Source organism: Streptomyces sp. B21-083 (genome assembly GCF_036898825.1).
In the GTDB taxonomy this organism is placed as follows: Bacteria; Actinomycetota; Actinomycetes; order Streptomycetales; family Streptomycetaceae; genus Streptomyces.
Genome location: NZ_JARUND010000001.1, coordinates 1,849,439 through 1,873,410 on the forward strand (window position 1 = coordinate 1,849,439; position 23,972 = coordinate 1,873,410).

The following is a 23,972-nucleotide window of genomic DNA, read 5'->3' on the forward strand; positions in this document are numbered from 1 at the left end:
TCCGTCGATGATCACAAGACAACGGCTGGCGGCGGGCGCCTGCGCCCTGCTCGCCGCCCTGGCGGCCGCGATCGCGGTCCCGGCCGAAGCCGTCGCCGACGAAACCACCGCACTCGCACCCAAGGTCAACCTCCTCCTCGACGTCAGCGGTTCGATGCGGGCGCGCGACATCGACGGCCAGTCGCGGATGGCCGCGGCGAAGCAGGCGTTCAACGAGGTGCTGGACGCGACACCCGAGGAGGTACAGCTCGGCATCCGCACGCTGGGCGCCAACTACCCGGGCGACGACCGCAAGCAGGGCTGCAAGGACACCGCGCAGCTCTACCCGGTGGGCCCGCTCGACCGCACGGAGGCCAAGGCGGCGGTCGCGACGCTCACACCCACCGGGTGGACGCCGATCGGTCCCTCACTGCTGAAGGCCGCCGACGACCTGAACGGCGGTGAGGGCACCAAGCGCATCGTGCTCATCAGTGACGGCGAGGACACCTGCGCGCCGCTCGACCCGTGCGAGGTGGCCCGGGAGATCGCGGCCAAGGGCATCGGGCTCACCATCGACACCCTCGGCCTGGTCCCGAACACCAAGATGCGGCAGCAGCTGAGCTGTATCGCGGAGGCGACCGGCGGGACGTACACCTCGGTCGAGCACACGGACGAACTCACCGACAAGGTCAACCAGTTGGTTGTCCGGGCCGCCGACCCGGTGGTGACGCCGGTGGCCGTCGAGGGCGCGGCGGGATGCACGAGCGCTCCTGCGGTGAAGTCCGGTCTCTACACGGACCGCGAGGAGTTCGGCCAGCAGCGCTGGTACCGCGTCGACGTGCTTCCCGGGCAGGAACTGCGCGCCTCGGTGAGCGTGTCCGCCGACCGGGCCGTCAACCCCGACTACGGGGTGCTGCTGCGGGCGGTGACCACGCACGGCCGTGAGATCGTCCGCGGCGAGGGCAACGGCACCGGCCGTACCGATGTCATCTCGACCGGTCTGCGCTATCCGAAGGCGGAGGCCGACGACGAGGACAAGCCGGCGGCCGAGACGGTGTGTCTCCAGGTCACCAACTCCTTCTCGGCGGCCAGTGGTGTGCGGTCCACGCCCGGTCTGCCGCTCGAACTGACCGTCGACGTCGTCGACGGCCCGAGCCAGGCGAGCGACGTGGCCTCCTTCGGTCTCGGCCGCGGCTGGTGGCTGCTGGGCGCGCTCGTCCTGTTCGGCTTCCTCACGGGTGTCCTGTGGGGCTGGATCTCGCGCCTGCGGGTCTCGGTCGGGAGGACCAACTGATGCGAGTTGTACGAGTGATGCGAGTTCCGGTAAGACAACTGCTGCGCGGGACCCGCGTGTTGGGCTCGGCCGTGCTGCTGCTCGGGCTGGCCGCGACCCCGGCCGTCGCCGACGCCTCCCCTTCCCCGAGCCCCTCGGACGGCAGCTCGGCCCCCACCTCGGCGGGCACGTCGTTCCGTACTGCGACGGAGATCGACCAGGGTCAGCAGGCCACCGCGAGCGGTTCCGCGGGCGACTACCTGTACTGGTCGTTCCCTGCGGACTCCGGCCAACGCCCCACCGTCAAGGCGACGGTGAAGCTGCCGGACACACACGCGTCGGAGGCCTGGCAGCTCGACGTGTACGACGGCCTGCGGCGCCGTCAGGCCTGCCAGTACGGCGCCCAGACGCGCACCGCCGCCTCGGACACCGCGTCCGTGGAGCTGGCGTGCACCCTGCGCACGGTCCGCGCCTGGTCGGAGCCGTGGGCCAACGACCCGCTGCCGGGCACGTACTACGTCAGGCTGACGGCCGTGAACCTTCCGACCTCCGACCTCGGCCTCCCGGTCGACGCCCAAGTGCGGGTCGACTCCAAGGACATCGGTGGTGCGGCGGCCGTGGACGGCTCGCTGGCCGAGCCGCTGGTTCCCGGGATCGCGGTCAAGTCCAAGGACACCGGGGACAGTTCGACGGCGTCCGCAGTGCTGTCGAGCATCGAGCCCGACGACGGCTGGTCCTCCGGCTGGTGGTCCGACCGCTGGGTCTGGACGGCGATCGGCGGCGCGCTGGCCGCTCTGGCGGGCGTCGCCGGCTACGCCCTGACGCGCGGCTCGGGCCGCCCGAGGCAGGTTCCGCCGGGCGCCTGACCCGAAGCCGACGGTTCGTCGGCATGCCCGCCGCGCAGGGTCGCGGCGGGCATGCCGTGCCTCAGGCCTCGCGCAGGGCCTTGGCGAGTGTCCCGTCGCCGGTCACCTCGATACGTCCGTCCCGTACGGCGTCCAGCACGCTCGCGTCTCCCCGGCCGACCGCCGCACACGTGCCGGTGTCCATCGTCAGGCGGGCGTCGGGCTCCTCGGGCGCGGGGCCGGTCCCGTACACCGGAACGTCCTGGGAACCCACGTACAGATGGAACTGGCCCTCCTCCAGCCGGACTTCGACGAGCCCTCCGCCGCTCACCCCGTCCACCGCGCCCAGCCCACGCAGCAAAGGCAGCGCGAACCAGTGGGCCCGTACGGCGTCCGTGGCGCGTCGCTCGCCCAGCTCGGGGCCGCCCCACTCCCCCAGCGCCTGCAGCACGGGCAGCAACTGGCTTCCCCGGCCGGTGAGTTCGTACACGTACGCGGCGCCCGGCGGGGGCAGCCTGCGCCGGGTCGTGAGGCCGTCCCGCTCCATGTCCTTGAGCCGCGACGCCAGTACGTCCGTGCTGACGCCCGGCAGGTCCGTGTGCAGGTCGGTGTAGCGGCGCGGACCGGCCAGCAGCTCCCGGACGATCAGGAGAGTCCAGCGGTCGCCGACGACATCGAGGGCGCGAGCGACGGAACAGTGCTGGTCGTAGCTTCGGCGAGGTGACATGCGACGCAGTCTAGACATGTTGTTGGACTTTCCAAGCGGAAGCTTGGTAAAACCAAGCAACACACGAACCGGAGGGGCGTAAGCGCATGGAGTTCCGGCAGTCGAGCAAGCTCAGTGAGGTCTGCTACGAGATCCGCGGACCGGTGATCGAGCACGCCGACGCACTGGAGGAGGCGGGCCACAGCGTCCTGCGCCTCAACACCGGCAACCCCGCCCTCTTCGGCTTCGAGGCACCGCCGGAGATCCTCCAGGACATGATCCGCATGCTGCCGCAGGCCCACGGCTACACGGACTCGCGCGGCATCCTCTCCGCGCGCCGGGCCGTCGCCCAGCGCTACCAGGACCGCGGCCTGGAGGTCGACGTCGACGACGTATTCCTCGGCAACGGCGTCTCGGAACTGGTCTCGATGGCCGTCCAGGCCCTCGTCGAGGACGGCGACGAAGTCCTCATCCCCGCCCCGGACTTCCCCCTCTGGACGGCCGTCACGACCCTCGCCGGAGGCAAGGCGGTCCACTACCTCTGCGACGAACAGGCCGACTGGTACCCGGACCTGGACGACATGGCGGCGAAGATCACCGACCGCACCAAGGCCGTGGTCATCATCAACCCGAACAACCCCACCGGCGCGGTCTACCCGAAGGAGATCATCGAGGGCATCCTCGACCTGGCCCGCCGTCACGGCCTCATGGTCTTCGCCGACGAGATCTACGACCAGATCCTGTACGACGACGAGGTGCACCACTCGGCCGCCACCCTCGCCCCCGACCTGGTCGTCCTCACCTTCTGCGGTCTGTCGAAGACGTACCGAGTGGCCGGCTTCCGCTCGGGCTGGCTCGTGGTGACCGGCCCGAAGCAGCACGCGCGCAGCTACCTCGAAGGCCTCACCATGCTGGCCTCGATGCGCCTGTGCCCCAACGCGCCCGCGCAGTACGCCATCCAGGCCGCGCTCGGCGGCCGGCAGTCCATCCACGAACTCACCGCCCCCGGCGGCAGGTTGTGCGAACAGCGCGACCGCGCGTGGGAACGCCTCAACGAGATCCCGGGCGTCTCGTGCGTCAAGCCGAAGGGCGCGCTGTACGCGTTCCCGCGCCTCGACCCGGCCGTGCACAAGATCCACGACGACGAGAAGTTCGTCCTGGACCTGCTTCTCCAGGAGAAGATCCAGGTCGTGCAGGGGACGGGCTTCAACTGGCCCTCCCCCGACCACTTCCGCATCCTCACGCTCCCGTACGCGGACGACCTGGAGGTGGCGATCAGCCGGATCGGGCGTTTTTTGAGTGGTTATCGGCAGTAACGCCGACCGGGGCGGTCGACCGGCGTCCGTCATGGGTAACCCCTCCTCATGACGGACCGACCGCTGCTGCTCCTCGACGTCGACGGCCCCCTCAACCCGTTCCGCGCCCGGCTGCTGCGCCACCGGGGGTACGTGACTCGCCGGGTGCACCCCGCCAACTGGTCCGCACGGCAGAAACCGGGCTCGCGCCGGCTCAGGCGGGGCCTGCGGATACGGCTGCACCCGGGACACGGCGCCCGGCTGCTCGCCCTGCCGTACGACCTGGCGTGGGCCACGACCTGGATGCACGAGGCGAACGAGATGATCGCCCCGGTGATCGGCCTGCCGACGGCCCTCCCGGTGATCGAGTTCACCAACCTGTTCGCCGAGGACCCCGACGGCCTGTACTGGAAGACACGACGCGTCGTGGAGTGGGCCGACGGTCGCCCCTTCGTCTGGGTCGACGACCTGATCACCGACCTCGACGTCCGCCATGTGGCCGAACACCACGCCGGGCCGGCACTTCTCCTGAAGATCGACCCGCGCCGGGGTCTCGGGGAGCGCGAGTTCGCCGAGCTGGAGCGCTGGGCTCGCGTTGTCAGACCCGGGTCGTAGTCTTCGAAAGGGTCGAAGCGACCGTTCGACCTCAGCAGCCGACGACCGGGGAGGAGTGCGCCATGACCCGTCCGCCGACCCCCGCCCAGCGACGCGTCATCGACGCCGCCGACCCCGTCACCGGACGGCTGCGGGGTACGGAGTTCCAGCTCGCCGCGCTGGTGAAGCGGGGGCTCGCCTTCCGGCACCCGCGGCCACCGCACGCCCACTTCCTGACACCGACCGGCCATCGCATACGCGAGGAGACCCAGCGCACGGACCCGCCGGCCCCTGCCGAGGTCGCCCCTGCCTCGGGAGCCCCGGGGGTGTTCGCCGCTCGGGTGGGCGGCGAGGAGGAGATACCGGCCGCCGGGCCCGCCCGGGTCCGTGAGGTGCACAGTGCCTGGCAGGGGCTGCTGGAGCTGCGCCGGATGACCAATACGGACGGCGCCATGGACCGTCCGTGCGGCTGGGAGCGTACGCATCTGGTGCAGGCCGCCGCGCTGGCGCTGGAGGCGGCCGGGCACCACCCCGAGGACGGAGGCGGGGGCGGGACCGGTGGTGGCTACCGGGTGCGGGCGACTCCACAGCCGGAGGCCGTCGCCGTGCGTGAGCCCGACGGTGACGCGCTGCGGGCCTGTGCGGCCACTCTGGAGAAGGCGGGCTGGCAGGTCGGCGAGCACACCGAACCGCGTACCGGCGCGCGCTATCTGCTGGCGTCACCCCGGCGGAAGTGACAGCCGGGTACGCGAAGGCGGTTGACGGCCGTGAGCAACCGCTCAGTACGCTTGCGCCCTCGTCATGAAGTCGAGCTGTCGAGTTGTCGTGAAGGGGAAGTCGTGGCCGAACCGTTTTCCGTCCCGGTGACCGTGCGCGGGTACGAGACCGATATGCAGGGGCACGTCAATCAGAGTGTGTATCTCAACTACGCGGAACACGCCCGCTGGTCGTTACTCCACGCGGCCGGCATCAGCCAGGCGGAGCTGATAGCCGAGGGCGTGGGACCGGTGGCTCTGGAGACCACCATCCGCTATCAGCGGGAGCTGCTCGCGGGCGACGACGTGGAGGTGACCTGCGACTTCATCTGGGGCGAGGGCAAGACCTTCCGGATCCGGCAGACGATCCGCAAGGCCGACGGCTCGGTCGCGGCGGAACTCACGGCGGTCGGCGGGCTGATGGACCTCCAGGCACGCAAGCTGGTCGCCGACCCGAAGAAGTACTTCCGCACACTGGCGTCGGAGCCGCAGCTGTTCGGCCTCTGAGCGGCACTCACAGCGACCTTTCGGCTGACCGGTGGTGTGACGGCGCGACTCCGGCCGAGGGCCGTCCCCCTCGGCCGGAGGTCTATGCGGGCGCCCTGTTCACGACGCGCCCGGCACCTCAGGCGCGCGCCGCGACCGCTGCCAGCCGCCGGGCCTCCGCACGCGTCGAGCGGGCGATCTCGTCCTCGTCGACGTGCAGCAACCGCCCGTTCTCGACGATCTGTTCGCCGTTCACGAAGGACGCGGTGACCGGGGCCGCCGCGCCGAAGACGAGGGCGATGACCGGATCGGCGATCGACGCGTGGGCCAGGGTGTCCAGGTTCCAGAGGACCAGGTCGGCGAGCTTGCCCGGCTCCAGCGACCCCGTCTCCCGTGCCCGGCCCAGGACTTGGGCACCCCCGTACGTACCGAGGCGCAGGGCCTGACGAGCGTTCAGGGCCGCTTCCCGGTGCGCCCCGAGGCGGTTGATGAGGAGGGCGTTGCGCAGTTCGGTGTGGAGTTCGCCGGACTCGTTGGACGCGGTGCCGTCGACGCCGAGGCCGACCGGGACGCCGGCCGCGAGCATGTCCGGGACGCGTGCGATACCCGCCGCCAGCCGGGCGTTGGAGGACGGACAGTGGGCCACACCCGTCTTCGTACGGGCGAAGGCGGCGATGTCCGAGTCGTTCATGTGGACGCAGTGGGCCATCCACACGTCCTCGCCGAGCCAGCCCGTGGACTCGAAGTAGTCGGTCGGTCCCATGCCGAACAGTTCCTTGCAGAACTGCTCCTCCTCGACCGTCTCCGAGCCGTGCGTGTGCAGGCGGACACCCTTGCGCCGGGCCAACTCGGCTCCCTGGCGCAGCAGTTCGGTCGAGACGGAGAACGGCGAGCAGGGGGCGACCGCGATCTGGGTCATGGCGTCGAAGGAGGGGTCGTGGTGTTCGTCGACCGTGGCCTCGGTGGCGGCGAGCGCTCCCTCCAGGGTCTCGACGGCGAAGTCCGGGGGCAGGCCGCCGTCCTTCTCGCTGCGGTCCATCGAGCCGCGGGCGAGGGTGAAGCGGACGCCCATCTCGCGGGCCGCGCCGATGATCGCGCCGGACAGGTCGCCGGAGTCCTTGGGGAAGACGTAGTGGTGGTCCATGGCGGTCGTGACTCCGCCGCGGGCCATCATGGCCAGCGAGCCCTGCGCCGCCGCGCGGACCATCTGCTCGTCGATGCGCGCCCACGTCGGGTAGAGCGCCACCAGCCAGTCGAAGAGGTTGTGGTCGGTGGCCAGGCCCCGGGTGATCCACTGGTAGTAGTGGTGGTGCGTGTTGACGAGGCCGGGGGTGACGAGGTGGCCGCTCGCGTCGATGCGCCGGACCACGTCCGCGAGGCCCTCGGGGGCCTTGCCCGCGCCGACCGACTCGATACGGTTGCCGGCGATCACCACATGCCCGGACGCGTACTCGGTGTCGGCGGCGTCCACGGTCGCGACCGCGCAGTTCTCGATGACGATGCGCTGAACCATCGCAAGGACGTCCTTACAGGTTGGTGAGGTCGGCGGGGATGCGCGGCTCGGCGCCGTCACGCAGGATCGTGCCCTCGATCAGGCCGTACGGCCGGTCGGCGGCGAGGTAGACCTCGTTGTCGTTCTTCAGTCCGAACGGCTTCAGGTCCACCAGGAAGTGATGCTTGTTGGGGAGGGCGAAACGCACCTCGTCGATCTCGTCGCGGTGCTCGATGATCCGCGCGCCCATCTGGAACAGGGTCTGCTGGAGCGAGAGCGAGTAGGTCTCCGCGAAGGCCGAGAGCAGATGCCCGCGCGTCCGCTCGTAGGACTCCTCCCAGTCGGGCATCTCCCGCTCCTCGTCGGACCAGTTGAAGCGCCAGCGCGCGGACACCTGGGTCGCCAGGATGCGGTCGTACGCCTCGGGGAGCGTCGTGTACTTGTCCTTGACGTAGCCCCAGAACTCGGAGTCGGTCGTGTTCATCACGACCAGGTCCTTGAGCCCGGAGACGACCTCCCACGACGAGCCGTCGTACGTGATCTGGGCGAGTCGGGTCTCCTGGCCCTGCCGGGCGAAGGAGTGCTCGCCCTCGCCGGCCGTCTCGATCCGCTCCCAGGAGTACTCCTCGATCCGGACGCGCGCCTTCTTGATCGGTTCCTGACTGGTCACGAAGTGCCGGGCCAGGTGGATGCCGAACTGCTCGGCGGAGTCGATGCCGTGCTCCTTGGCGAAGGCGTACACCGTGTTCTTGGTGGTGTCCGTCGGCAGGACGTTCGCGTTCGAGCCGGAGAGGTGGACCTCGTCCATGTCGCCCGAGAGCGACACGGAGACGTTGAGGTCCTTGACGTGGTGGGTGGCACCGTCGCGGGTGACGCGCACGACGCGGTTCTCGGCCTTGCCGTACTGGTTCTGCCCGAGAAACACGGGGCGGGCGCCGCCTGCTGAATCGGTCCTGGCTGCATCGGTCATGGTGCTGCTAGCTCCCTCGGTATACGGAGTAGCCGAACGGGTTGAGCAGCAGCGGTACGTGGTAGTGCTCACCCGGCACGACGGCGAACGTGATCGCCACCTCCGGGAAGAACGCTCCCGCCGCACCGCTGTCCCGATTCGCGGGGGCGTCCTGCTGCGGATCGGCCTGTTTCTGCTCCAGGTACGGTTCGACCTCGAAGTCGAGCCGTACGTGGGTGGTGCCCTCCGGCAGCGCCGGCAGGTCCTTGCACCGTCCGTCGGCGTCGGTCGCGCTGCCGCCGAGTGCCCGCCACGCCGCGTCGCGCCCGCCACGTGCGGCGAGCCGGACGGCGACGTCGGCGGCGGGGCGGCCGACGCTGGTGTCCAGGATGTGCGTGGACACGGAGGCGACAGGGGCGCTGGGATCGACGGCGTCGGCTTCGGTGCTCAAGTCTGTTACCGCTCTTCCTGTACGAGACTGCCCAGCCGGATGCGGTTGATCTTCCCCAGTTCGGTGCGGACGATCTCCCTCTCCCGCTCCGGCGTGTTGCCGAGCCGTTCCCGCGCCGAGTCACGCATCTGCTCGCCGGTCCGGCCGGTCGCGCAGATCAGGAAGACATGGCCGAAGCGCTCCTGGTAGGCGAGGTTCAGTTCGAGCATCTCCGCCTTCAGCTCCTCGGAGGCGCCGGCCATGCCGCGCTGTTCGCGGGCGGAGGTCGGGTCTCCGGGTCTGGGGCGGCCGATCGGCGGGTGGCCGGCCATCGCCTCGGCGAGGTCGTCGGCGGTCAGCCCGGCCGTCGCGGCGTCGCTCGCGGTGTAGAGGTCCTCGGCGGTGGCGTACGGGCGCTTCGCGAGCAGATACCGTCCCCAGGCCGTCGAGGCGCAGGCCTCGTGGAGGGCGGCGCGGGCCGCGGACTCCTCCAGGGCGTTGAACCGGGCGAGTCCGCCAGGGGTCGTACTCGACGTCACGGCGAGCCTCCGTGGCCTTGTGCGTGCTGGGTATGACCGGGGGGTGCGTGCGGTGAGGCACGCCGGGCCGGCTGCGCACAGCTAACGCCTTCCGGCGACGAGACGTCAACACTTTGTTGAAAATCTGGGGCGCCGACGCCCTCCGCGCCGGGCCCGTCAGGCCTGTTTCTCGCGGTTCAGGTAGTTGTAGACCGTGAAACGGCTGACCCCGAGGGCGCTCGCGACGGTCTCGACCCCGTGCCGTACGGAGAAGGCGCCGCGCGCCTCCAGTATCCGTACGATCTCCTGCTTGGCCTTGCGGTCCAGTTCGGCCAGCGGCTTGCCGTGCCCGCGCTCCAGCGCGGCCAGGATGTGATCGAGCGAGTCGGCGAGCTGAGGCAGGCGTACGGCGATCACGTCGGCGCCCTCCCAGGCGAGCACGACATCGTCGGGGCCGGCCCGGCCGGGCGCGAGCAGCTCGCCCCCCATGGCGTCCACCAGCGGTTTCACGGCCGCGACGAAGGCCTCGCCGGCGGACCCGTCCCCGGCGCCGGTCACCGGCCGCCCTCGCCGTCGATCACGTTGACCTGGAGCGAGATCCGGGTGGCGCCCGCCTCCAGGGTCCTGCGCAGCAGCGCGTCCAGGGCGGTCAGTACGGCGTCGGCGCGCCCCTCGGCGGTGTTGCCGAACGGTCCGACGTCCACCGCGTCCAGTTCGGCCGCCTCGATGACCTCACGGGCGACCAGCGCGTGTGCGGGCGCCTCGTCGAGATCGAAGGGCTCGGTCGTGAACTCCACTCGCAGTCGCACTGTGCACATTCTTCCGTCAGGTCGTGTCCCGCCGCTCGGACACGACCCTAACGGACACCTCCGTGAAATCAGCGGGGATGCGCACCCACTCCCGACAGCGAGCATCCCGCATCACGAACTGGCCTACAGCCGCAGGGAGTTCACCGTCAGAGCAGGGTCGGGGGCGGTGTCCCGCGCACCGGTGCCGCGCCACCTGCGGGCGAGGGACACGGCCATTACCGTCAGTGCGGCGAGCGTCGCGGCACAGGCCGCCAGAGCGGGCAGCGGGGAAGCGGCTCCGCCCGCCTGCCGTACGTAGGCGAGGGTCGCTGAGTCGAGGTGCGTGCCCAGCAGATGGGCGGCGGCCAACGCGCCCGAGACGATGACGGCCGCGCCGGTCACGACCGTCGACCGGTGGAACCACAGCGCCGCGCCGGCCAGCAGGCAGAGCGCGGAGACGCCGAGCGAGGCGGACAGTCCGTGCCTCGGCGCGTCGACCCAGTCAAGGGGGAAGTGGGCCGCGCCGCAGAGCATGACAAGGACGGCGACGGCACGGCGGAGCCAGCGGACGCCTCCCCGCCGGGCACGCGCGACGCCCACCGGCTCCACGGCCCGCGGTGCGGTGAGCGGCGCGGTCGCGGGGTCCGCGCCCTCGTCCTGGGCGTCGCCGATGCGCCCGATGAGCTGCACGAGGTCCTCGACGGGCCTGCTGGTGGCAGCGGCGTGCACCGCCTGGGCCTCCGCGTGGGCGGCGTGCGGAGCCGCGTGCAGGAGCGCGACCAGACGGCCGACCTCGGCGACCGGTCGCTGCTCGGCGGCTGTCCGGATCGCCTCGTCCATCCGGTCGACACTGTGTTCCGGCGGACCCAGCAGTTCCACGAGGCGCGAGACGTCCTCCACGGAGCGCGCCACGGCCGCCACCCGCAGGACGGTCGCCGCGGTCGGCAGGCCGTCGGGCGACTGCTCCAGGAGGGTGACGAGCTGGACGACGTCGTCCAGCGGCCTGGCGACGACCAGGGTTCGCACCAGGTCGTCCGTGCGTATACGGGTCACGGGACGGGGTTCGCCCGGTCCGGGATTCTCCGGGCGGGCAGGGAACGGCTCGACGGCCATGTTCGCCTCTCAACTTCAGTGCACCGGCACACGGGAACGTGCGCCCCGCTCATATGAACGTTGAACCCTGTGTAACCGCCCGCTTCCCGCCCCGCCACTCGGGAGACCCCCTTGACAAGCTCCGAGGTCCGGCGGCAGTCTTCCATGAAGCAGAAAGTTATTTCCACGATACGGAATTATCGATCATGCGAAATTACCGATTTCTGGAGGCGCCGACGGCCATGGGACTCACAGAGCAGCGCTTCAACGTCAACCTGTCGATCCTCTTCAATGAGCTCCCGCTCCTGGAGCGCCCGGCGGCGGCCCGGGCCGCCGGTTTCACCGCGGTCGAGCTGTGGTGGCCCTGGCTGGACACCCCCACCCCGGCCCGGTCCGAGCTGGACTCCCTGCGGTCCGCGATCGAGGACGCCGGCGTCCGGCTCACCGGCCTGAACTTCTACGCCGGACAGCTGCCGGGCCCGGACCGGGGCGCCCTGTCGGTGCCGGGGGAGGAGTCCGAGCGGTTCCGCGCCAACATCGAGGTCGCCGCGGATCTGGCCGACTCGCTCGGCTGCGGCGCGCTCAACGCGCTGTACGGCAACCGGATCGACGGCGTGGACCCGGCCGAGCAGGACGCGCTGGCGCTGGAGAACCTGGTGCTCGCGGCCCGGGCGGCGAGCCGTATCGGCGCGATCCTCCTCGTCGAGGCGCTCAACAAGCCGGAGTCCCCCCGGTATCCGCTGGTGAGTGCCCCGGCCGCCGTGGAGGTCGTCGACAGGGTCAACGAGGCGACCGGGCTCGGCAACGCCCGCTTCCTGATGGACCTCTACCACCTGTCCATGAACGGCGAGGACCTCCCCTCGGTGATCGACCGGTTCGCCGCGAAGACGGGCCACGTCCAGATCGCCGACAACCCCGGCCGCGGCGCCCCCGGCACCGGCACACTCCCCCTCGCGGACCACTTGGACCAACTGCGCAAGGCCGGTTACGAGGGCTGGGTGGGCCTGGAGTACAAGCCGGGCGACCGGCCGAGCGCCGAGGCGTTCGACTGGCTGCCCCACGCGGCACGCCGCACCCCCTGACATCACCGAGCAGCAGAGAGGCGCCCCCGAAATGAGCAGTCTCCCCAAGGTCGCCTGGATAGGCCTCGGCATCATGGGCTCCCCCATGTCCGAGAACCTGATCAAGGCGGGTTACGACGTCACCGGCTTCACCCTGGAACAGGACAAGCTCGACCGTCTCACCGCCGCCGGCGGCACGGCGGCGGCATCGATCGCCGAGGCCGTGCGCGACGCCGACGTGGTGATCACGATGGTGCCCGCGTCACCGCAGGTCGAGGCCATCGCGTACGGCCCGGAGGGCATCCTGGCGAACGTGCGGCCCGGCGCCCTGCTCGTCGACATGTCGTCGATCACCCCGCGGACATCGGTGGACCTGGCGCGGGCGGCGGCCCAGAAGGGCGTGCGGGTGCTGGACGCGCCCGTCTCGGGCGGTGAGGCGGGCGCGGTCGAGGCCGTGCTGTCCATCATGGTCGGCGGCGAACAGGCCGACTTCGACCATGCGAGGCCGGTTTTCGAGGCACTGGGCAGGACCGTCGTGCTGTGCGGTCCGCACGGCTCGGGCCAGACGGTGAAGGCGGCGAACCAGCTGATCGTCGCCGTGAACATCCAGGCGTGCGCCGAGGCCGTGGTCTTCCTGGAGAAGTCCGGCGTGGACCTGAAGGCGGCGCTGGACGTACTGGCCGGCGGCCTGGCCGGCTCCACCGTGCTGACGCGCAAGAAGGACAACTTCCTGAACCGGGACTTCGCGCCGGGCTTCCGTGTCGACCTCCACCACAAGGACATGGGCATCGTGACGGACGCGGCCCGTACGGTCGGCGCCGCGCTGCCGGTGGGCGCGGTGGTCGCCCAACTCGTCGCGTCCCTCCGTGCGCAGGGTGACGGGGGCCTGGACCACTCGGCCCTGCTGCGGGCCGTGGAACGCCTCTCCGGCGCCGAGGTCTGACGCCCCCTCCGCCGTCCTCCCCGATCTTCCGGGCGGCGCCGGCGCCGACAACTGTCCTGTCGCGCCCAGGCGTCGGCGCCGCCCGGAAACCTCAAATCCAGCTCTGAACCCGGCCCCGGAGGCTTCAACAACCCCCGGGTTCGGGCACATTGTTGTCAGCACGGGGGAACAGCTCGGGGGAACAAGGGAAACAACGCACGGGGGAACAACGGGGAAACGAAAAGGGGGTGCCCATGGGCACCCCCTTCTTCCATGCCTCGCCTGTCCCGGCGCCTTCGGCGCCCTCGGTGTCAGACCTTCAGCGTCCTGATGGACGTCGGCGCATGGCCCGGCTCGGTCGCGATGTCCTCGAACTCCACCACGTTTCCTATGTCGTTGGTCGTCGACATGGAGATGTTCGTGACGCGCTCCAGGATCGCCTCGACGACCACCGGCACCCGGTGCTCCGCCGCGAGCTTCCTGGCCTGCTCGAACGCGGCGGCCAGTTCGGCCGGGTCCGTCACCCGGATCGCCTTGCAGCCGAGACCCTCGGCGACCTTGACGTGGTCGACGCCGTAGGCGCCCAGTTCGGGCGAGTTGAGGTTCTCGAACTCCAGGTTGACCTGGAAGTCGATGTCGAAGGCCCGCTGCGCCTGCCGGATCAGGCCCAGGTAGGAGTTGTTCACCAGGACATGGACGTACGGGATGCGGTGCTGGGCGCCGACCGCCAGCTCCTCGACCATGAACTGGAAGTCGTAGTCGCCGGAGAGGGCCACCACGGACGCCTCCGGGTCGGCGACGGCGACACCCAGCGCGGCCGGGATGGTCCAGCCGAGGGGGCCCGCCTGGCCGCAGTTGATCCAGTGGCGGGGCCGGTAGACATGCAGCAGTTGGGCGCCGGCGATCTGGGAGAGGCCGATCGTCGTCACGTACCGCGTCTCGGGGCCGAAGACCTTGTTCATCTCCTCGTACACGCGCTGCGGCTTGATCGGGATGTCGTCGAAATGCGTACGCCGCTGCAGGCGCGCCCGGCGTTCCTGGGTCGCCGCCGCCCACTCGGAGCGGTCGGGGAGGCCGCCCTTGTCCCTCAACTCCCTTGCCACCGTGACGAAAAGCTCCAGCGCGGCCTTCGCGTCGGAGGCGATGCCGTAGTCGGGGGCGAAGATGCGGCCGATCTGGGTGGGCTCGATGTCGACATGGACGAAGGTGCGGCCGGCCGTGTAGACGTCGAGCCGGCCGGTGTGGCGGTTGGCCCAGCGGTTGCCGATACCGAGGACGAAGTCGGACTCCAGGAAGGTGGCGTTGCCGTAACGGTGCGAGGTCTGGAGGCCGACCATGCCGGCGTTCAGGTCGTGGTCGTCCGGCAGCGCGCCCCAGCCCATGAGGGTGGGGACGACCGGGACACCCGTCAACTCGGCGAACTCGACGAGGAGTTCGGCCGCGTCGGCGTTGATGACGCCCCCTCCGGCGACGATCAGCGGTCGGCTCGACGCGTTCAGCAGCGTGAGCGCCTTCTCGATCTGGGCGCGGGTCGCGACCGGCTTGTGCACGGGCAGCGGTGTGTAGGTCTCCGGGTCGAACTCGATCTCCGTCTGCTGGACGTCGACCGGCAGGTCGACCAGGACCGGCCCGGGGCGGCCCGAACGCATCAGGTGGAAGGCCTGCTGGAGGACGCCGGGGACCTGGCCCGCCTCCAGCACGGTGGTGGCCATCTTCGTGACCGGCCGGGCGATGGAGGCGATGTCGACGGCCTGGAAGTCCTCCTTGTGGATCACGGCGGTGGGTGCCTGCCCGGTGATGCAGAGGATCGGGATCGAGTCGCCCGTCGCGGAGTACAGCCCCGTGATCATGTCGGTGCCCGCCGGGCCCGAAGTGCCCACGCAGACACCGATGTTGCCGGGGTGGGTGCGGGTGTAGCCCTCGGCCATGTGCGAGGCGCCCTCGACATGACGGGCGAGGGTGTGGCTGATCCCGCCGGCGGCGCCGAGTGCCGCGTAGAAGGGGTTGATCGCCGCGCCGGGGACACCGAACGCGTGTGTGACGCCCTCTCGCTTGAGGATCTCGACTGCCGCGCGGGCAGCGGTCATACGAGCCATTGAGCAACTCCTCGGATTCGTGCTCCCGTCGCGCCCCGCGGAGAGAGAAAGCTTCCGTGACCTTGTTCGGACCTTGCGCATCGCTTCCACAATACTTCCGTATGGTGGAATTTATTTTCTGCTATCTGGAAACAATGTAAGTGGGCTCGCGAAGGCCGTCAAGAGACGGACAAGCGGGGGTCAGGTGGAGCACGATGGGGCTCTGACCCCGACGTCACGTAGTGGAGTTGGCCATGGCCGAGAGCATGCCGGTGCGGTGTCCGGCCTGCCTGCGCGAGCATCTGTACGCGGCGCCGTCCTATCCGTGCGCGTGCGGTGCGCCGGTCAGACCGTCGCTCGACCCGCGGGCGACGACGACGGCCGTCACCCACCGCGTCTGGGACGAGCAGTGGATCACCGTGGCCTGTACGGCCTGCGGTCGGCGGGACCAGTGGCCGCATCCCGAACTGGGCTGCCCCTGCGGCACGGTTCTGCGTATCCCGGTGGCGCGGTCCGTCCCGGACACCCGGCCGACGGCCGCCCATGCGGCGGACGCGCAGGCGCCGGCCGGCACCGCGAAACTCCCGGGCGCCCTGCGCGCCCCCCGCCCTTCCGCCCGCCCCCGGCGTGCCTTCCAGCCGGTCACCATCCGCACCGCGCGCGACGCCGTCACCGCCGCCGCCCTCTATCTGCGCTGGCTCGGCTACCAGGACATCCGCCGCGCGGACCAGCGGCCCCCGTCCGGCGTGGGGCTCGCCGCCCGCGGAGTCCTGGCGCAGGTCGACCCGACGGTGAGCCCGGCATCGCTGCGGGACATCGAGTGCCTGTGGCTGACGGCCATGACGGAGTCCTCGGACTGCGTCTACTTCTCCCTCGCCGGGTACGAGGACGAGGCCCGCGCCGGCGCCGAGACCCTCGGCGTCCCCCTCTTCGTCCTCGACCTGACCGGCACCCCGCAACCGGTCAACGGCCCGGCCGACGACCTCGACGCCACCGGGGTCTGAGCCCCCCGACACCCTTGCCGAGGCCGGATACCAAACAGCCCCCAAGGGGCGCGGGGAACTGCGCGACCAGCCACCACGGCGCGGCAGCGAACCGACAACCCCTCACGGCCGTTCCAGCGGAGCGCATGAGCGCGTCCAGCAAAGTCCGCAACGGCCCAACGGCGCCCCCAGGGGGCGCGGGGAACTGCGCGACCAGCCACGACGGCGCGGCAGCGAACCGACAAGCCCTCACAGCCCCCTGCTCGCCGAAGCCGAACTCACCCCCAGGGCACGGAAGATCCGCGCCACGGAGGCCGAGCCCGGTATCGGCCGCCGGCCCCGCGTCGGTATGCGCAGGCCCTGAGCAACGGGCGTCACCCCGGCTGCTCCCCGGCGAACCTCTCGCGCAGCTCCACCTTGCGCACCTTCCCCGACACCGTCATCGGGAAGGCGTCCAGCACCTGCAGCCGGCTCGGGATCTTGTAGTGGGCCAACCGCCCCTCGCAGAAGGCCCGTAGCTCGGCGAGGGTGAGCGGTTCGGTGTCCTCGTGCGGGATGACGCAGGCGAGGACCTCCTCGCCGTACCGCTCGTGCGGCACTCCGACCACCTGGACGTCGGCGATCTTCGGATGGCCGTACAGGAACTCCTCGATCTCGCGGGGGTAGATGTTCTCGCCACCCCGGATGATCATGTCCTTGATGCGGCCGACGATCTCGACGTAGCCGTCCTCGCGCATCATCGCGAGGTCGCCGGTGTGCATCCAGCGGCCGGCGTCGACCGACTGGGCGGTCTTCTCGGGCTCCTGCCAGTAGCCGAGCATCACGCTGTAGCCACGAGTGCACAACTCCCCTGCCACACCCCGTGGTTGGGTCGTACCGTTCGCGGGGTCGACGACCTTGACCTCGATGTGCGGAAGGACCCGGCCGACCGTGCCGGTGCGGTGCTCCAGGTCGTCGTCCCGGCGCGTCTGGAGGGACACCGGGGAGGTCTCCGTCATGCCGTAGCAGATGGACACCTCGGCCATGTGCATCTCGGCGACCACCCGTTTCATCACCTCGACCGGGCAGGGCGAGCCCGCCATGATGCCGGTGCGCAGGGACGACAGGTCGTACGTCGCGAAGTCGGGGAGGTTCAACTCCGCGATGAACATGGTCGGTACGCCGTACAGCGAGGTACAGCGCTCCTCGGCCACCGCCCGCAGGGTCGCCGCCGGTTCGAAGGACGGGGCCGGGATCACGACGCAGGCGCCGTGCGAGGTGGCCGCGAGGTTGCCCATCACCATGCCGAAGCAGTGGTAGAAGGGCACCGGGACGCACACCCGGTCCTGCTCGGTGTAGGAGATCGACTCCCCCACGAAATAACCGTTGTTGAGGATGTTGTGGTGGGAGAGGGTGGCCCCCTTGGGGAAGCCGGTCGTGCCCGAGGTGTACTGGATGTTGATCGGGTCGTCGCAGGACAGCTCCGGGAACGGAACAGGGGTGCCGCGCGCGAGCAGCTCGTCCCAGTTCGGGTCTCCGATGAAAACGGTCTCCCGCAACTGCGGGCATCTGCCCCGCACTTCCCCGACCATCGCCCGGTAGTCACTCGTCTTGTGGCCGAGGGAGGCGAAGAGCAGCGAGATCCCGGACTGGTTGAGGACGTACTCGACCTCGTGGGTGCGGTAGGCCGGGTTGATGTTCACCATGATCGCGCCGATCCGCGCGGTGGCGTACTGGACCAGCACCCATTCGGGGCAGTTGACCGCCCAGATGCCCACCCGGTCCCCCACTGCGATCCCACTCGCGATCATCGCGTACGCCAACTCATCGACATCCGAAGCGAGTTGACCGTACGTCCAGCGTCGGCCGGAGGGTACGTCGACCAGCGCCTCACGATCGGGCCACCTCGCGACGGCCCGGTCCAGGTTGACGCCGATCGTGTCTCCCAACAGCGGGGTGCCGCTGGTCCCGTGGGCGTAGGAAATCACCGGAAGTCCTCCTCGCGGTACTCGTTCTTCGAACCCGCCGCCGTCGCCTCGCGCAGTTCGATCCGGCGGATCTTGCCGGACACGGTCTTGGGCAGATCGGCGAACTCCAGGCGGCGCAGACGCTTGTAGGGGGCGAGGACCTCACGGCTGTGCTCGAACAGCACCTTCGCGGTGTCGGGTCCCGGCTCCCAGCCCGCCGCGAGCACGACGTACGCCTTCGGTACGGCCAGGCGCAGTTCGTCCGGCGCGGGGACCACGGCGGCCTCCGCGACCGCCTCGTGCTCGAGGAGCGCGCTCTCCAGCTCGAACGGGGAGATCTTGTAGTCGGATGCCTTGAAGACGTCGTCGGACCGGCCGACGTAGGTGATGTAGCCGTCCGCGTCGCGCGAGCCGATGTCTCCGGTGCGGTAGAAGCCGCCGGCCATCGCCTCCGCAGTGAGGTCGGCGTCGCCGTGGTAGCCGGTCATCACGCCGACCGGGCGGGTGGAGAGGTCGAGCGCGATCTCCCCCTCGGGCGCGCCCGGTTCACCCGAGACAGGGTCGAGGAGGACGACCCGGTAGCCGGGGCTCGGGCGGCCCATGGAGCCCGTCTTCAGCGGCTGGCCGGGGCTGTTGGAGACCTGGACGGCGGTCTCCGTCTGGCCGAAGCCGTCCCGGATGGTGACGCCCCAGAAGCGGCGCACCTGCTCGATGACCTCGGGGTTGAGCGGCTCCCCGGCTGCCACGACCTCGCGCGGCGGGGTGCGCAGCTGGGTCAGGTCGGCCTGGATGAGCATGCGCCAGACGGTCGGCGGGGCGCAGAAGGAGGTGACGCCCGCGCGGTCCATCTCGGCCATCAGCCGGGTGGCGTCGAAGCGCGTGTAGTTGTGGATGAAGACGGTCGCCTCGGCGATCCAGGGGGCGAAGAGGTTGGACCAGGCGTGCTTGGCCCAGCCGGGCGAGGAGATGTTCAGATGTACGTCGCCGGGCTTGAGGCCGATCCAGTACATGGTCGCCAGGTGCCCGATCGGGTACGAGGCGTGGGTGTGCTCGACGAGTTTGGGCCGGGCGGTCGTGCCGGAGGTGAAGTACAGCATCAGGGGGTCGTCGGCGTGGGTGGGGCCGTCGGGGGTGAACTCGGCGGGCGCGTCGTACGCGTCCTCGTACCGCTGCCAGCCCTCGGGGGCGCCGCCCACCGCGATCCGGGTGTAGCCGCCGGGGACCTCGTCGAACTTGGCGGTGTCCTCGGCGCGGACCAGGACGTGGGAGACCCGGCCGCGGTCCACCCGGTCGCGCAGGTCGGCGGGGCCGAGCAGCGGGGTGGCGGGGATGACGACCGCGCCGATCTTCATCGCGGCGAGGGCTGTCTCCCACAGCTCGGTCTGGTTGCCGAGCATGACGAGGACGCGGTCCTCTGGGCGGATCCCGAGCCCGCGCAACCAGTTGGCGACCCGGTCGGAGCGGGCCGACATCTCGGCGAAGGACACCCTGGCCTCGGAGCCGTCCTCCTCGACGATGTGCAGGGCGGTGCGGTCGTTCCCGTCCGCGATGACGTCGAACCAGTCCAGGGCCCAGTTGAAGCGCTCGGGGCGCGGCCAGCTGAAACCCTCGTACGCGGTGGCGTAGTCCTCGCGGTGGGCCAGCAGGAAGTCCCGCGCCTCGCGAAAGTGCTCGGTCACCGTCGTCATCAGTCCTCCTCGATCCCGGACCATTGCCCGGCGACACTCTGACATCGTGTAATCCGTGATGCAGGTCTCACTACCCCCGAACGGGGGTGAGTGCGCCGTATGACCGGCGAACACCACGAGCGGGCCGCGACGAAGGGGCGATGACGTGGCAGCAGACACGGCCGAGGCGACTGAGGTGCAGCGGGCGCTGGCCCGGCTGCGGCGGGTGACCGGGCTGCCGGTGGCCTTCGGCGGGCTGGTGGAGAGCGGGCGCCGGCACATGCGCATCAGCGAACTGAGCGGCACCTCCACCCAGGCGCTGCGCGCGCTCGCGGTGACCGCCGGCAACGGCCTGGGCGGCAAGGCCGTGACCCTGGCCCGCCCGTGCGCGGTGACGGACTACTCCGCCTCCCGGCAGATCAGCCACGAGTACGACATCCCGGTGGCCGCCGAGGGTTTGCGCTCCGTGGTGGCGGTCCCGGTCGTCGTACGGCGCCGGGTGCGCGGAGTGCTGTACGGCGCCCTGCGCACCGCCCTGCCCCTGGGTGACCGCATGATCGGCGCGACGGTCGAGGCGGCCCGGGACGTGGAGCAGGCGCTCGTCGTACGGGATCAGGCACGGGAGCTGCTGGCGGCGGCGCGGCCGGAGCCCGCCGGTGTCCAGGGGCCGGGCGACGGGGCGTGGGAGCAGGTGCGGGAGGCGCATGCGGCGTTGCGTGCGCTGGCTCCGCGGATCACCGATCCGGAGCTGCGGGACGCGCTGCTCGACGCGTGCGGTCTGCTGGCCCCGGGACGGCCGGTGGACGGGGTCGAGCTCGCGCAGCGTGAGCTGGACGTCCTGGCGTGTGTCGCCTCAGGAGCGTCCAACGCGGTCGCCGCACAGCGGCTGGGGCTGCGCCCGGAGACGGTGAAGGGGTATCTGCGTTCGGCGATGCGCAGGCTCGGCGCCCACTCGCGCGGGGAGGCGGTCGTGGCCGCGCGGCGAGCGGGGCTGCTGCCCTGAGGCTTGCCATATGCCCCGAGGTATCGCCGGTCCACGCCGAGGTCTGTCGTCACGCTCCGCACACGTATACGGTGTATTCATTCACATGTGACTTGAATTTTCCGATGCCTCAACCGTCCTGTTATTCGGCTCACCACGTCGCCGGTCCGAAATTCAAAGATCTGTTGCCTAATATTGGGGCCCACACGACACAGGAGGGGAGCGGTGACCGTGCGACGGGACTTCCAGGAGCCTGGCCGATGCCGCTCTGACCTGCTCATCGGCCGGGAAGAGGCACTCATCGGGGCGCGCGAGCAACTCTCGCGCGGCGGCAGCGTGCTGCTGCACGGACCGGCCGGAATAGGAAAGTCGACCGTCCTGCGGACATTGGCCGCGGAATATGGCGAATCGGCACGGACCGTGTTGCGTTGCTCCGCCACGGAGTCCGAATCGCATCTCCCCTTCCTCGCACTCGCCGATCTTCTCGGTCTCGCCCTCGACGAGGTCGCCGGCCAGTTGCCCGCCGCCCAGCGCGTCGCCCTGGAGTCGGCGCTCACCGGCCGTGGCGAGTCCACGCTCCAGCGCGACGGTCTCGCGCTGCGGCTCGCGGTGCTGTCGGCGCTGCGCGCGCTGGCCGCCAAGGGCCCCGTCCTCGTCGTCGCGGACGATCTCCAGTGGCTGGACACCGCCAGCACCGAACTCCTCGGGTTCGCCGCCCGCCGACTGGGCGACGACCCGGTCCGGATGGTGTTCGCGGGGCGGACGGACGGACAGGAGTACGACCGCTATCTACGCGCGTCCACACCGGACACCCTGGCGGTCCGGGTGAACCCGCTGACCCGCGCCCAGGTCGAGACGCTCCTGGAGCACCGGGGCTACCACCTTCCGCGTTCGACCGTGCGGGAGATCCACCGCACCAGCGCAGGCAACCCGCTGTACGCCCTCGAACTGGGCCGCGCCCTGGCCGAGAACCCCACGCCCCCACGCCCGGGCGAGCCGCTGCCGGTGCCGACCTCGCTGCGCGCGCTGGTGCTCAGCCGCCTGGAGATGCTGTCCGACGACGCCCGCCGCACCCTTCTCGTGGTGAGCGCCGGCGCCCGCCCGACGCTGGCCCTGCTGCACGCGGCCGGCCGGGAGAACGCCGAGGCCGAGACCGCCCAGGCCGCCGCCCTCGGACTGCTGGCCACGGAGCCCGAGGGTCCGGCCGTACGGTTCGCGCATCCCCTCGTCTCGGCCGCGCTGTACGCGGAGGCGAGCGCCCAGGAGCGCCGGGCCGCGCACGCCGCGCTGTCCACGGCCGCGTCCGACCCCATCGAACGGGCCCGGCACCTCGCCCTGGCCACCGACGGCACGGATCCGGAGGTGGCCGCACGCCTCGCCGAGGCCGCCGCGCTGGCCCGGGACCGAGGAGCACCGACGGTGGCCTCCTCGCTCGGGCTGCTGGCCGCCCGGTACACCCCGGCGGACGGCGTGCCGAACCCCGACGAGCACCGGTTGCGGGCCGCCGAGGACGCGATCACCGCGGGCGAACTGGATCTCGCGCGGGACGTCGCCCGCCAGGTGCTCGCCCGGACCACGGTGCCCGCCGAACGGGTGCGGGCCTGGATCATCGTGATCGACACGGCGGGCCACGCCATGACGGAGGTCGACGCCGTCTTTCCGCAGGCGTTGGCCGACGCGGGCGACGACCCGCGACTGCTCGCCCTGATCCACTACCAACTGGCCTGGCGGGCGCTGCTCGTGGAGGGCGACTTCGCCGAGTGCCGCGAGGAGGCCGCACGCTCGGCGGAGCTGGCCGCACGGGGCGGCGACCGGCGCACGGAGCTGATGTCGCTCTCCTTCCAGGCCCAGACCGAGACGCTGATGGGCCACCCGGACGCGCCCGCGACCATCAAGCGCGCGCTGAAGGAGCCCCAGGACCCGCAGGTGACCGTCCATCACAACGGCATCGGGTCGGCCCGCTTCCGCTGGCTGATCATGAGCGACCAGCTGCCCGAGGCGCGGGCCACCATCACCACCCTGCTGCGTGAGGTGCGCCGGCGCGGGTCCGTCGAGAGCGAGGTGCACTTCCTGCGCGGCCTGGCCGAGACCGAACTGCGCTGCGGGCACTGCGGCCGGGCGCTGGACCTGGCCCGGGAGAGCCTGCGGCTGGCCAGGGACACCGGCATCGGCGAGGTCGCCTCCGCGATGCTCGCCGCGCTGGCGGAGGCGTCCGGCGGTGACGTGGACCGGGCGCTGGCGCTGGCCCGCGAGTCCGTCGAGCACGCCGAGGAGAACGGTGACCTGATCTATCTGTCCCGGGCCCAGGCAGCTCTGGGGTACGCCCGGCTGGTGGCCGGGGACGCGCCGGGCGCGGTGCAGTCGCTGCGCAGGGCACGGGAGTTGGAGCACGATCTCGGCGTCGACGACCCGGCGCGCGGACGCTGGCAGGGCGACCTCGCGGAGGCACTCGTCCGCGTCGGTGAGCTGGCCGAGGCGCAGGAGGTCATCGACGTGTCCCGCGCGCACGCACTGCGGCTGGGGCGCGAGAGCGTGCTCGCGGTGCTCGACCGGGCCGAGGCGTTGGTGCGCGCCGCGCGGGGTGAACACGAGGCGGCTGTCGCCCAGTTGACGTCCGCGCAGGATCGACTCGCCAAGCTGGGCTACGGACTTGAGGAGGCGCGGGCCGCCCTCGCCCTGGCCGAGCTGCGCACCGGACCGCCGGGTCCCGGACCCACTCCCGCCCCTACGTCGTACGACGAGGCGGCACGTCTGTTCAGACGGTCCCGCGCGCTGCCCTGGCTGCGCCGGGTGGACGCGGCCACCGTGCCGAACCCCGCCCCGCAGCCCCTCGTACAGCAGCCGCAGGCCGCCGCCGCGCTCGACGGGCTCGCCGCGATGGAACGTCAGGTCGCGGCGCTCGTCATGGAGGGCGCGACCAACCGCGAGATCGCCGGACGCCTGTTCATCAGCGTCAAGACGGTCGAGGCGACCCTCACCCGGGTGTACCGGAAGCTGGGGATCCGGTCCCGGGTGGACATCGTCCGGCTGGCGGCGGGACGCCACACCAACTGACGTCCGCGTACCCGCCGTACGGTCGTGTGCCTGCGCGCGATCCATCCTTGCGCTCTCACCGTACCGTGCCGTCGACCCCG

General features: G+C 71.0%; 22 protein-coding genes. 11 read left to right on the plus strand and 11 right to left on the minus strand.

Annotated features, from left to right (window positions below):
- The first annotated feature begins 7 nt into the window (after positions 1–7).
- A complete protein-coding gene (locus QA861_RS08135) occupies positions 8–1,273 on the plus strand; it encodes a VWA domain-containing protein (RefSeq protein WP_334587530.1) in 1,266 nt (421 codons plus the stop codon).
- A complete protein-coding gene (locus QA861_RS08140) occupies positions 1,273–2,118 on the plus strand; it encodes a hypothetical protein (RefSeq protein ID WP_334587531.1) in 846 nt (281 codons plus the stop codon). Before QA861_RS08135 ends, QA861_RS08140 begins: the two co-directional genes overlap by 1 nt.
- Positions 2,119–2,179: 61 nt before the next feature.
- Here the strand turns inward: QA861_RS08140 and QA861_RS08145 are convergent, their stop codons facing one another.
- Positions 2,180–2,824, minus strand: a complete 645-nt coding sequence (locus QA861_RS08145; RefSeq protein WP_334587532.1) for a winged helix-turn-helix transcriptional regulator — start codon at positions 2,822–2,824, stop codon at positions 2,180–2,182.
- Between the two features lie 86 nt (positions 2,825–2,910).
- Between QA861_RS08145 and QA861_RS08150 the strand changes: the two genes are divergently transcribed.
- From QA861_RS08150 to QA861_RS08165, 4 genes are all read left to right on the plus strand, one after another.
- Entirely contained in the window at positions 2,911–4,119 is a 1,209-nt protein-coding gene (locus QA861_RS08150) for a pyridoxal phosphate-dependent aminotransferase (RefSeq protein ID WP_334587533.1), read from the plus strand.
- Positions 4,120–4,167: 48 nt separating this feature from the next.
- Positions 4,168–4,713, plus strand: a complete 546-nt coding sequence (locus QA861_RS08155) for an HAD domain-containing protein (RefSeq protein WP_334587534.1) — start codon at positions 4,168–4,170, stop codon at positions 4,711–4,713.
- 62 nt (positions 4,714–4,775) lie between these two features.
- A complete protein-coding gene (locus tag QA861_RS08160) occupies positions 4,776–5,429 on the plus strand; it encodes a hypothetical protein (protein ID WP_334587535.1) in 654 nt (217 codons plus the stop codon).
- A 102-nt stretch (positions 5,430–5,531) separates the two neighbouring features.
- A complete protein-coding gene (locus QA861_RS08165; RefSeq protein WP_334587536.1) occupies positions 5,532–5,954 on the plus strand; it encodes an acyl-CoA thioesterase in 423 nt (140 codons plus the stop codon).
- Positions 5,955–6,072: 118 nt separating this feature from the next.
- Here QA861_RS08165 and QA861_RS08170 read toward each other — a convergent pair whose 3' ends face one another.
- From QA861_RS08170 to QA861_RS08200, 7 genes are all read right to left on the minus strand, one after another.
- The gene (locus tag QA861_RS08170) at positions 6,073–7,446 is read right to left on the minus strand and encodes an 8-oxoguanine deaminase (RefSeq protein WP_334587537.1); all 1,374 of its coding nucleotides are present in this window, start codon (positions 7,444–7,446) and stop codon (positions 6,073–6,075) included.
- A gap of 13 nt (positions 7,447–7,459) precedes the next feature.
- Positions 7,460–8,395, minus strand: a complete 936-nt coding sequence (pucL, locus tag QA861_RS08175; RefSeq protein ID WP_334587538.1) for a factor-independent urate hydroxylase — start codon at positions 8,393–8,395, stop codon at positions 7,460–7,462.
- 7 nt (positions 8,396–8,402) lie between these two features.
- Complete coding sequence (uraH, locus tag QA861_RS08180) at positions 8,403–8,825, minus strand: hydroxyisourate hydrolase (RefSeq protein ID WP_334587539.1); 423 nt, start codon at positions 8,823–8,825, stop codon at positions 8,403–8,405.
- Between the two features lie 5 nt (positions 8,826–8,830).
- Entirely contained in the window at positions 8,831–9,343 is a 513-nt protein-coding gene (gene uraD, locus QA861_RS08185; RefSeq protein WP_334587540.1) for a 2-oxo-4-hydroxy-4-carboxy-5-ureidoimidazoline decarboxylase, read from the minus strand.
- Between the two features lie 156 nt (positions 9,344–9,499).
- Positions 9,500–9,880: a helix-turn-helix domain-containing protein gene (locus QA861_RS08190; protein ID WP_334587541.1), complete on the minus strand. Its 381-nt coding sequence runs from the start codon at positions 9,878–9,880 to the stop codon at positions 9,500–9,502.
- On the minus strand, positions 9,877–10,131 hold the full coding sequence (locus QA861_RS08195) for a YkoF family thiamine-binding protein (RefSeq protein WP_164415567.1): 255 nt from the start codon (positions 10,129–10,131) through the stop codon (positions 9,877–9,879). Before QA861_RS08195 ends, QA861_RS08190 begins: the two co-directional genes overlap by 4 nt.
- Before the next feature lie 123 nt (positions 10,132–10,254).
- Positions 10,255–11,163 (minus strand): hypothetical protein, encoded by a 909-nt coding sequence (locus QA861_RS08200; RefSeq protein ID WP_334587542.1) that lies wholly within the window; start codon positions 11,161–11,163, stop codon positions 10,255–10,257.
- Between the two features lie 281 nt (positions 11,164–11,444).
- On the opposite strand from QA861_RS08200, the gene QA861_RS08205 reads away from it, so the two are divergent.
- Both QA861_RS08205 and QA861_RS08210 read left to right on the plus strand, forming a co-directional pair.
- On the plus strand, positions 11,445–12,284 hold the full coding sequence (locus QA861_RS08205) for a TIM barrel protein (RefSeq protein ID WP_334587543.1): 840 nt from the start codon (positions 11,445–11,447) through the stop codon (positions 12,282–12,284).
- A gap of 31 nt (positions 12,285–12,315) precedes the next feature.
- Complete coding sequence (locus QA861_RS08210; RefSeq protein WP_334587544.1) at positions 12,316–13,206, plus strand: 2-hydroxy-3-oxopropionate reductase; 891 nt, start codon at positions 12,316–12,318, stop codon at positions 13,204–13,206.
- 290 nt (positions 13,207–13,496) lie between these two features.
- Here QA861_RS08210 and gcl read toward each other — a convergent pair whose 3' ends face one another.
- On the minus strand, positions 13,497–15,281 hold the full coding sequence (gcl, locus tag QA861_RS08215) for a glyoxylate carboligase (RefSeq protein ID WP_334587545.1): 1,785 nt from the start codon (positions 15,279–15,281) through the stop codon (positions 13,497–13,499).
- A 233-nt stretch (positions 15,282–15,514) separates the two neighbouring features.
- Between gcl and QA861_RS08220 the strand changes: the two genes are divergently transcribed.
- Entirely contained in the window at positions 15,515–16,264 is a 750-nt protein-coding gene (locus QA861_RS08220; protein ID WP_334587546.1) for a hypothetical protein, read from the plus strand.
- Positions 16,265–16,617: 353 nt separating this feature from the next.
- Here the strand turns inward: QA861_RS08220 and QA861_RS08225 are convergent, their stop codons facing one another.
- Positions 16,618–18,210 carry an AMP-binding protein gene (locus QA861_RS08225; protein WP_334587547.1) on the minus strand — a complete coding sequence of 531 codons (1,593 nt, stop codon included), beginning with the start codon at positions 18,208–18,210 and terminating at the stop codon, positions 16,618–16,620.
- Positions 18,207–19,877, minus strand: a complete 1,671-nt coding sequence (locus QA861_RS08230) for an AMP-binding protein (RefSeq protein WP_334587548.1) — start codon at positions 19,875–19,877, stop codon at positions 18,207–18,209. Before QA861_RS08230 ends, QA861_RS08225 begins: the two co-directional genes overlap by 4 nt.
- Positions 19,878–20,022: 145 nt before the next feature.
- On the opposite strand from QA861_RS08230, the gene QA861_RS08235 reads away from it, so the two are divergent.
- Both QA861_RS08235 and QA861_RS08240 read left to right on the plus strand, forming a co-directional pair.
- Complete coding sequence (locus tag QA861_RS08235; protein ID WP_334587549.1) at positions 20,023–20,859, plus strand: response regulator transcription factor; 837 nt, start codon at positions 20,023–20,025, stop codon at positions 20,857–20,859.
- 204 nt (positions 20,860–21,063) lie between these two features.
- Positions 21,064–23,892 (plus strand): helix-turn-helix transcriptional regulator, encoded by a 2,829-nt coding sequence (locus tag QA861_RS08240; protein WP_334587550.1) that lies wholly within the window; start codon positions 21,064–21,066, stop codon positions 23,890–23,892.
- Positions 23,893–23,972 lie beyond the last annotated feature (80 nt).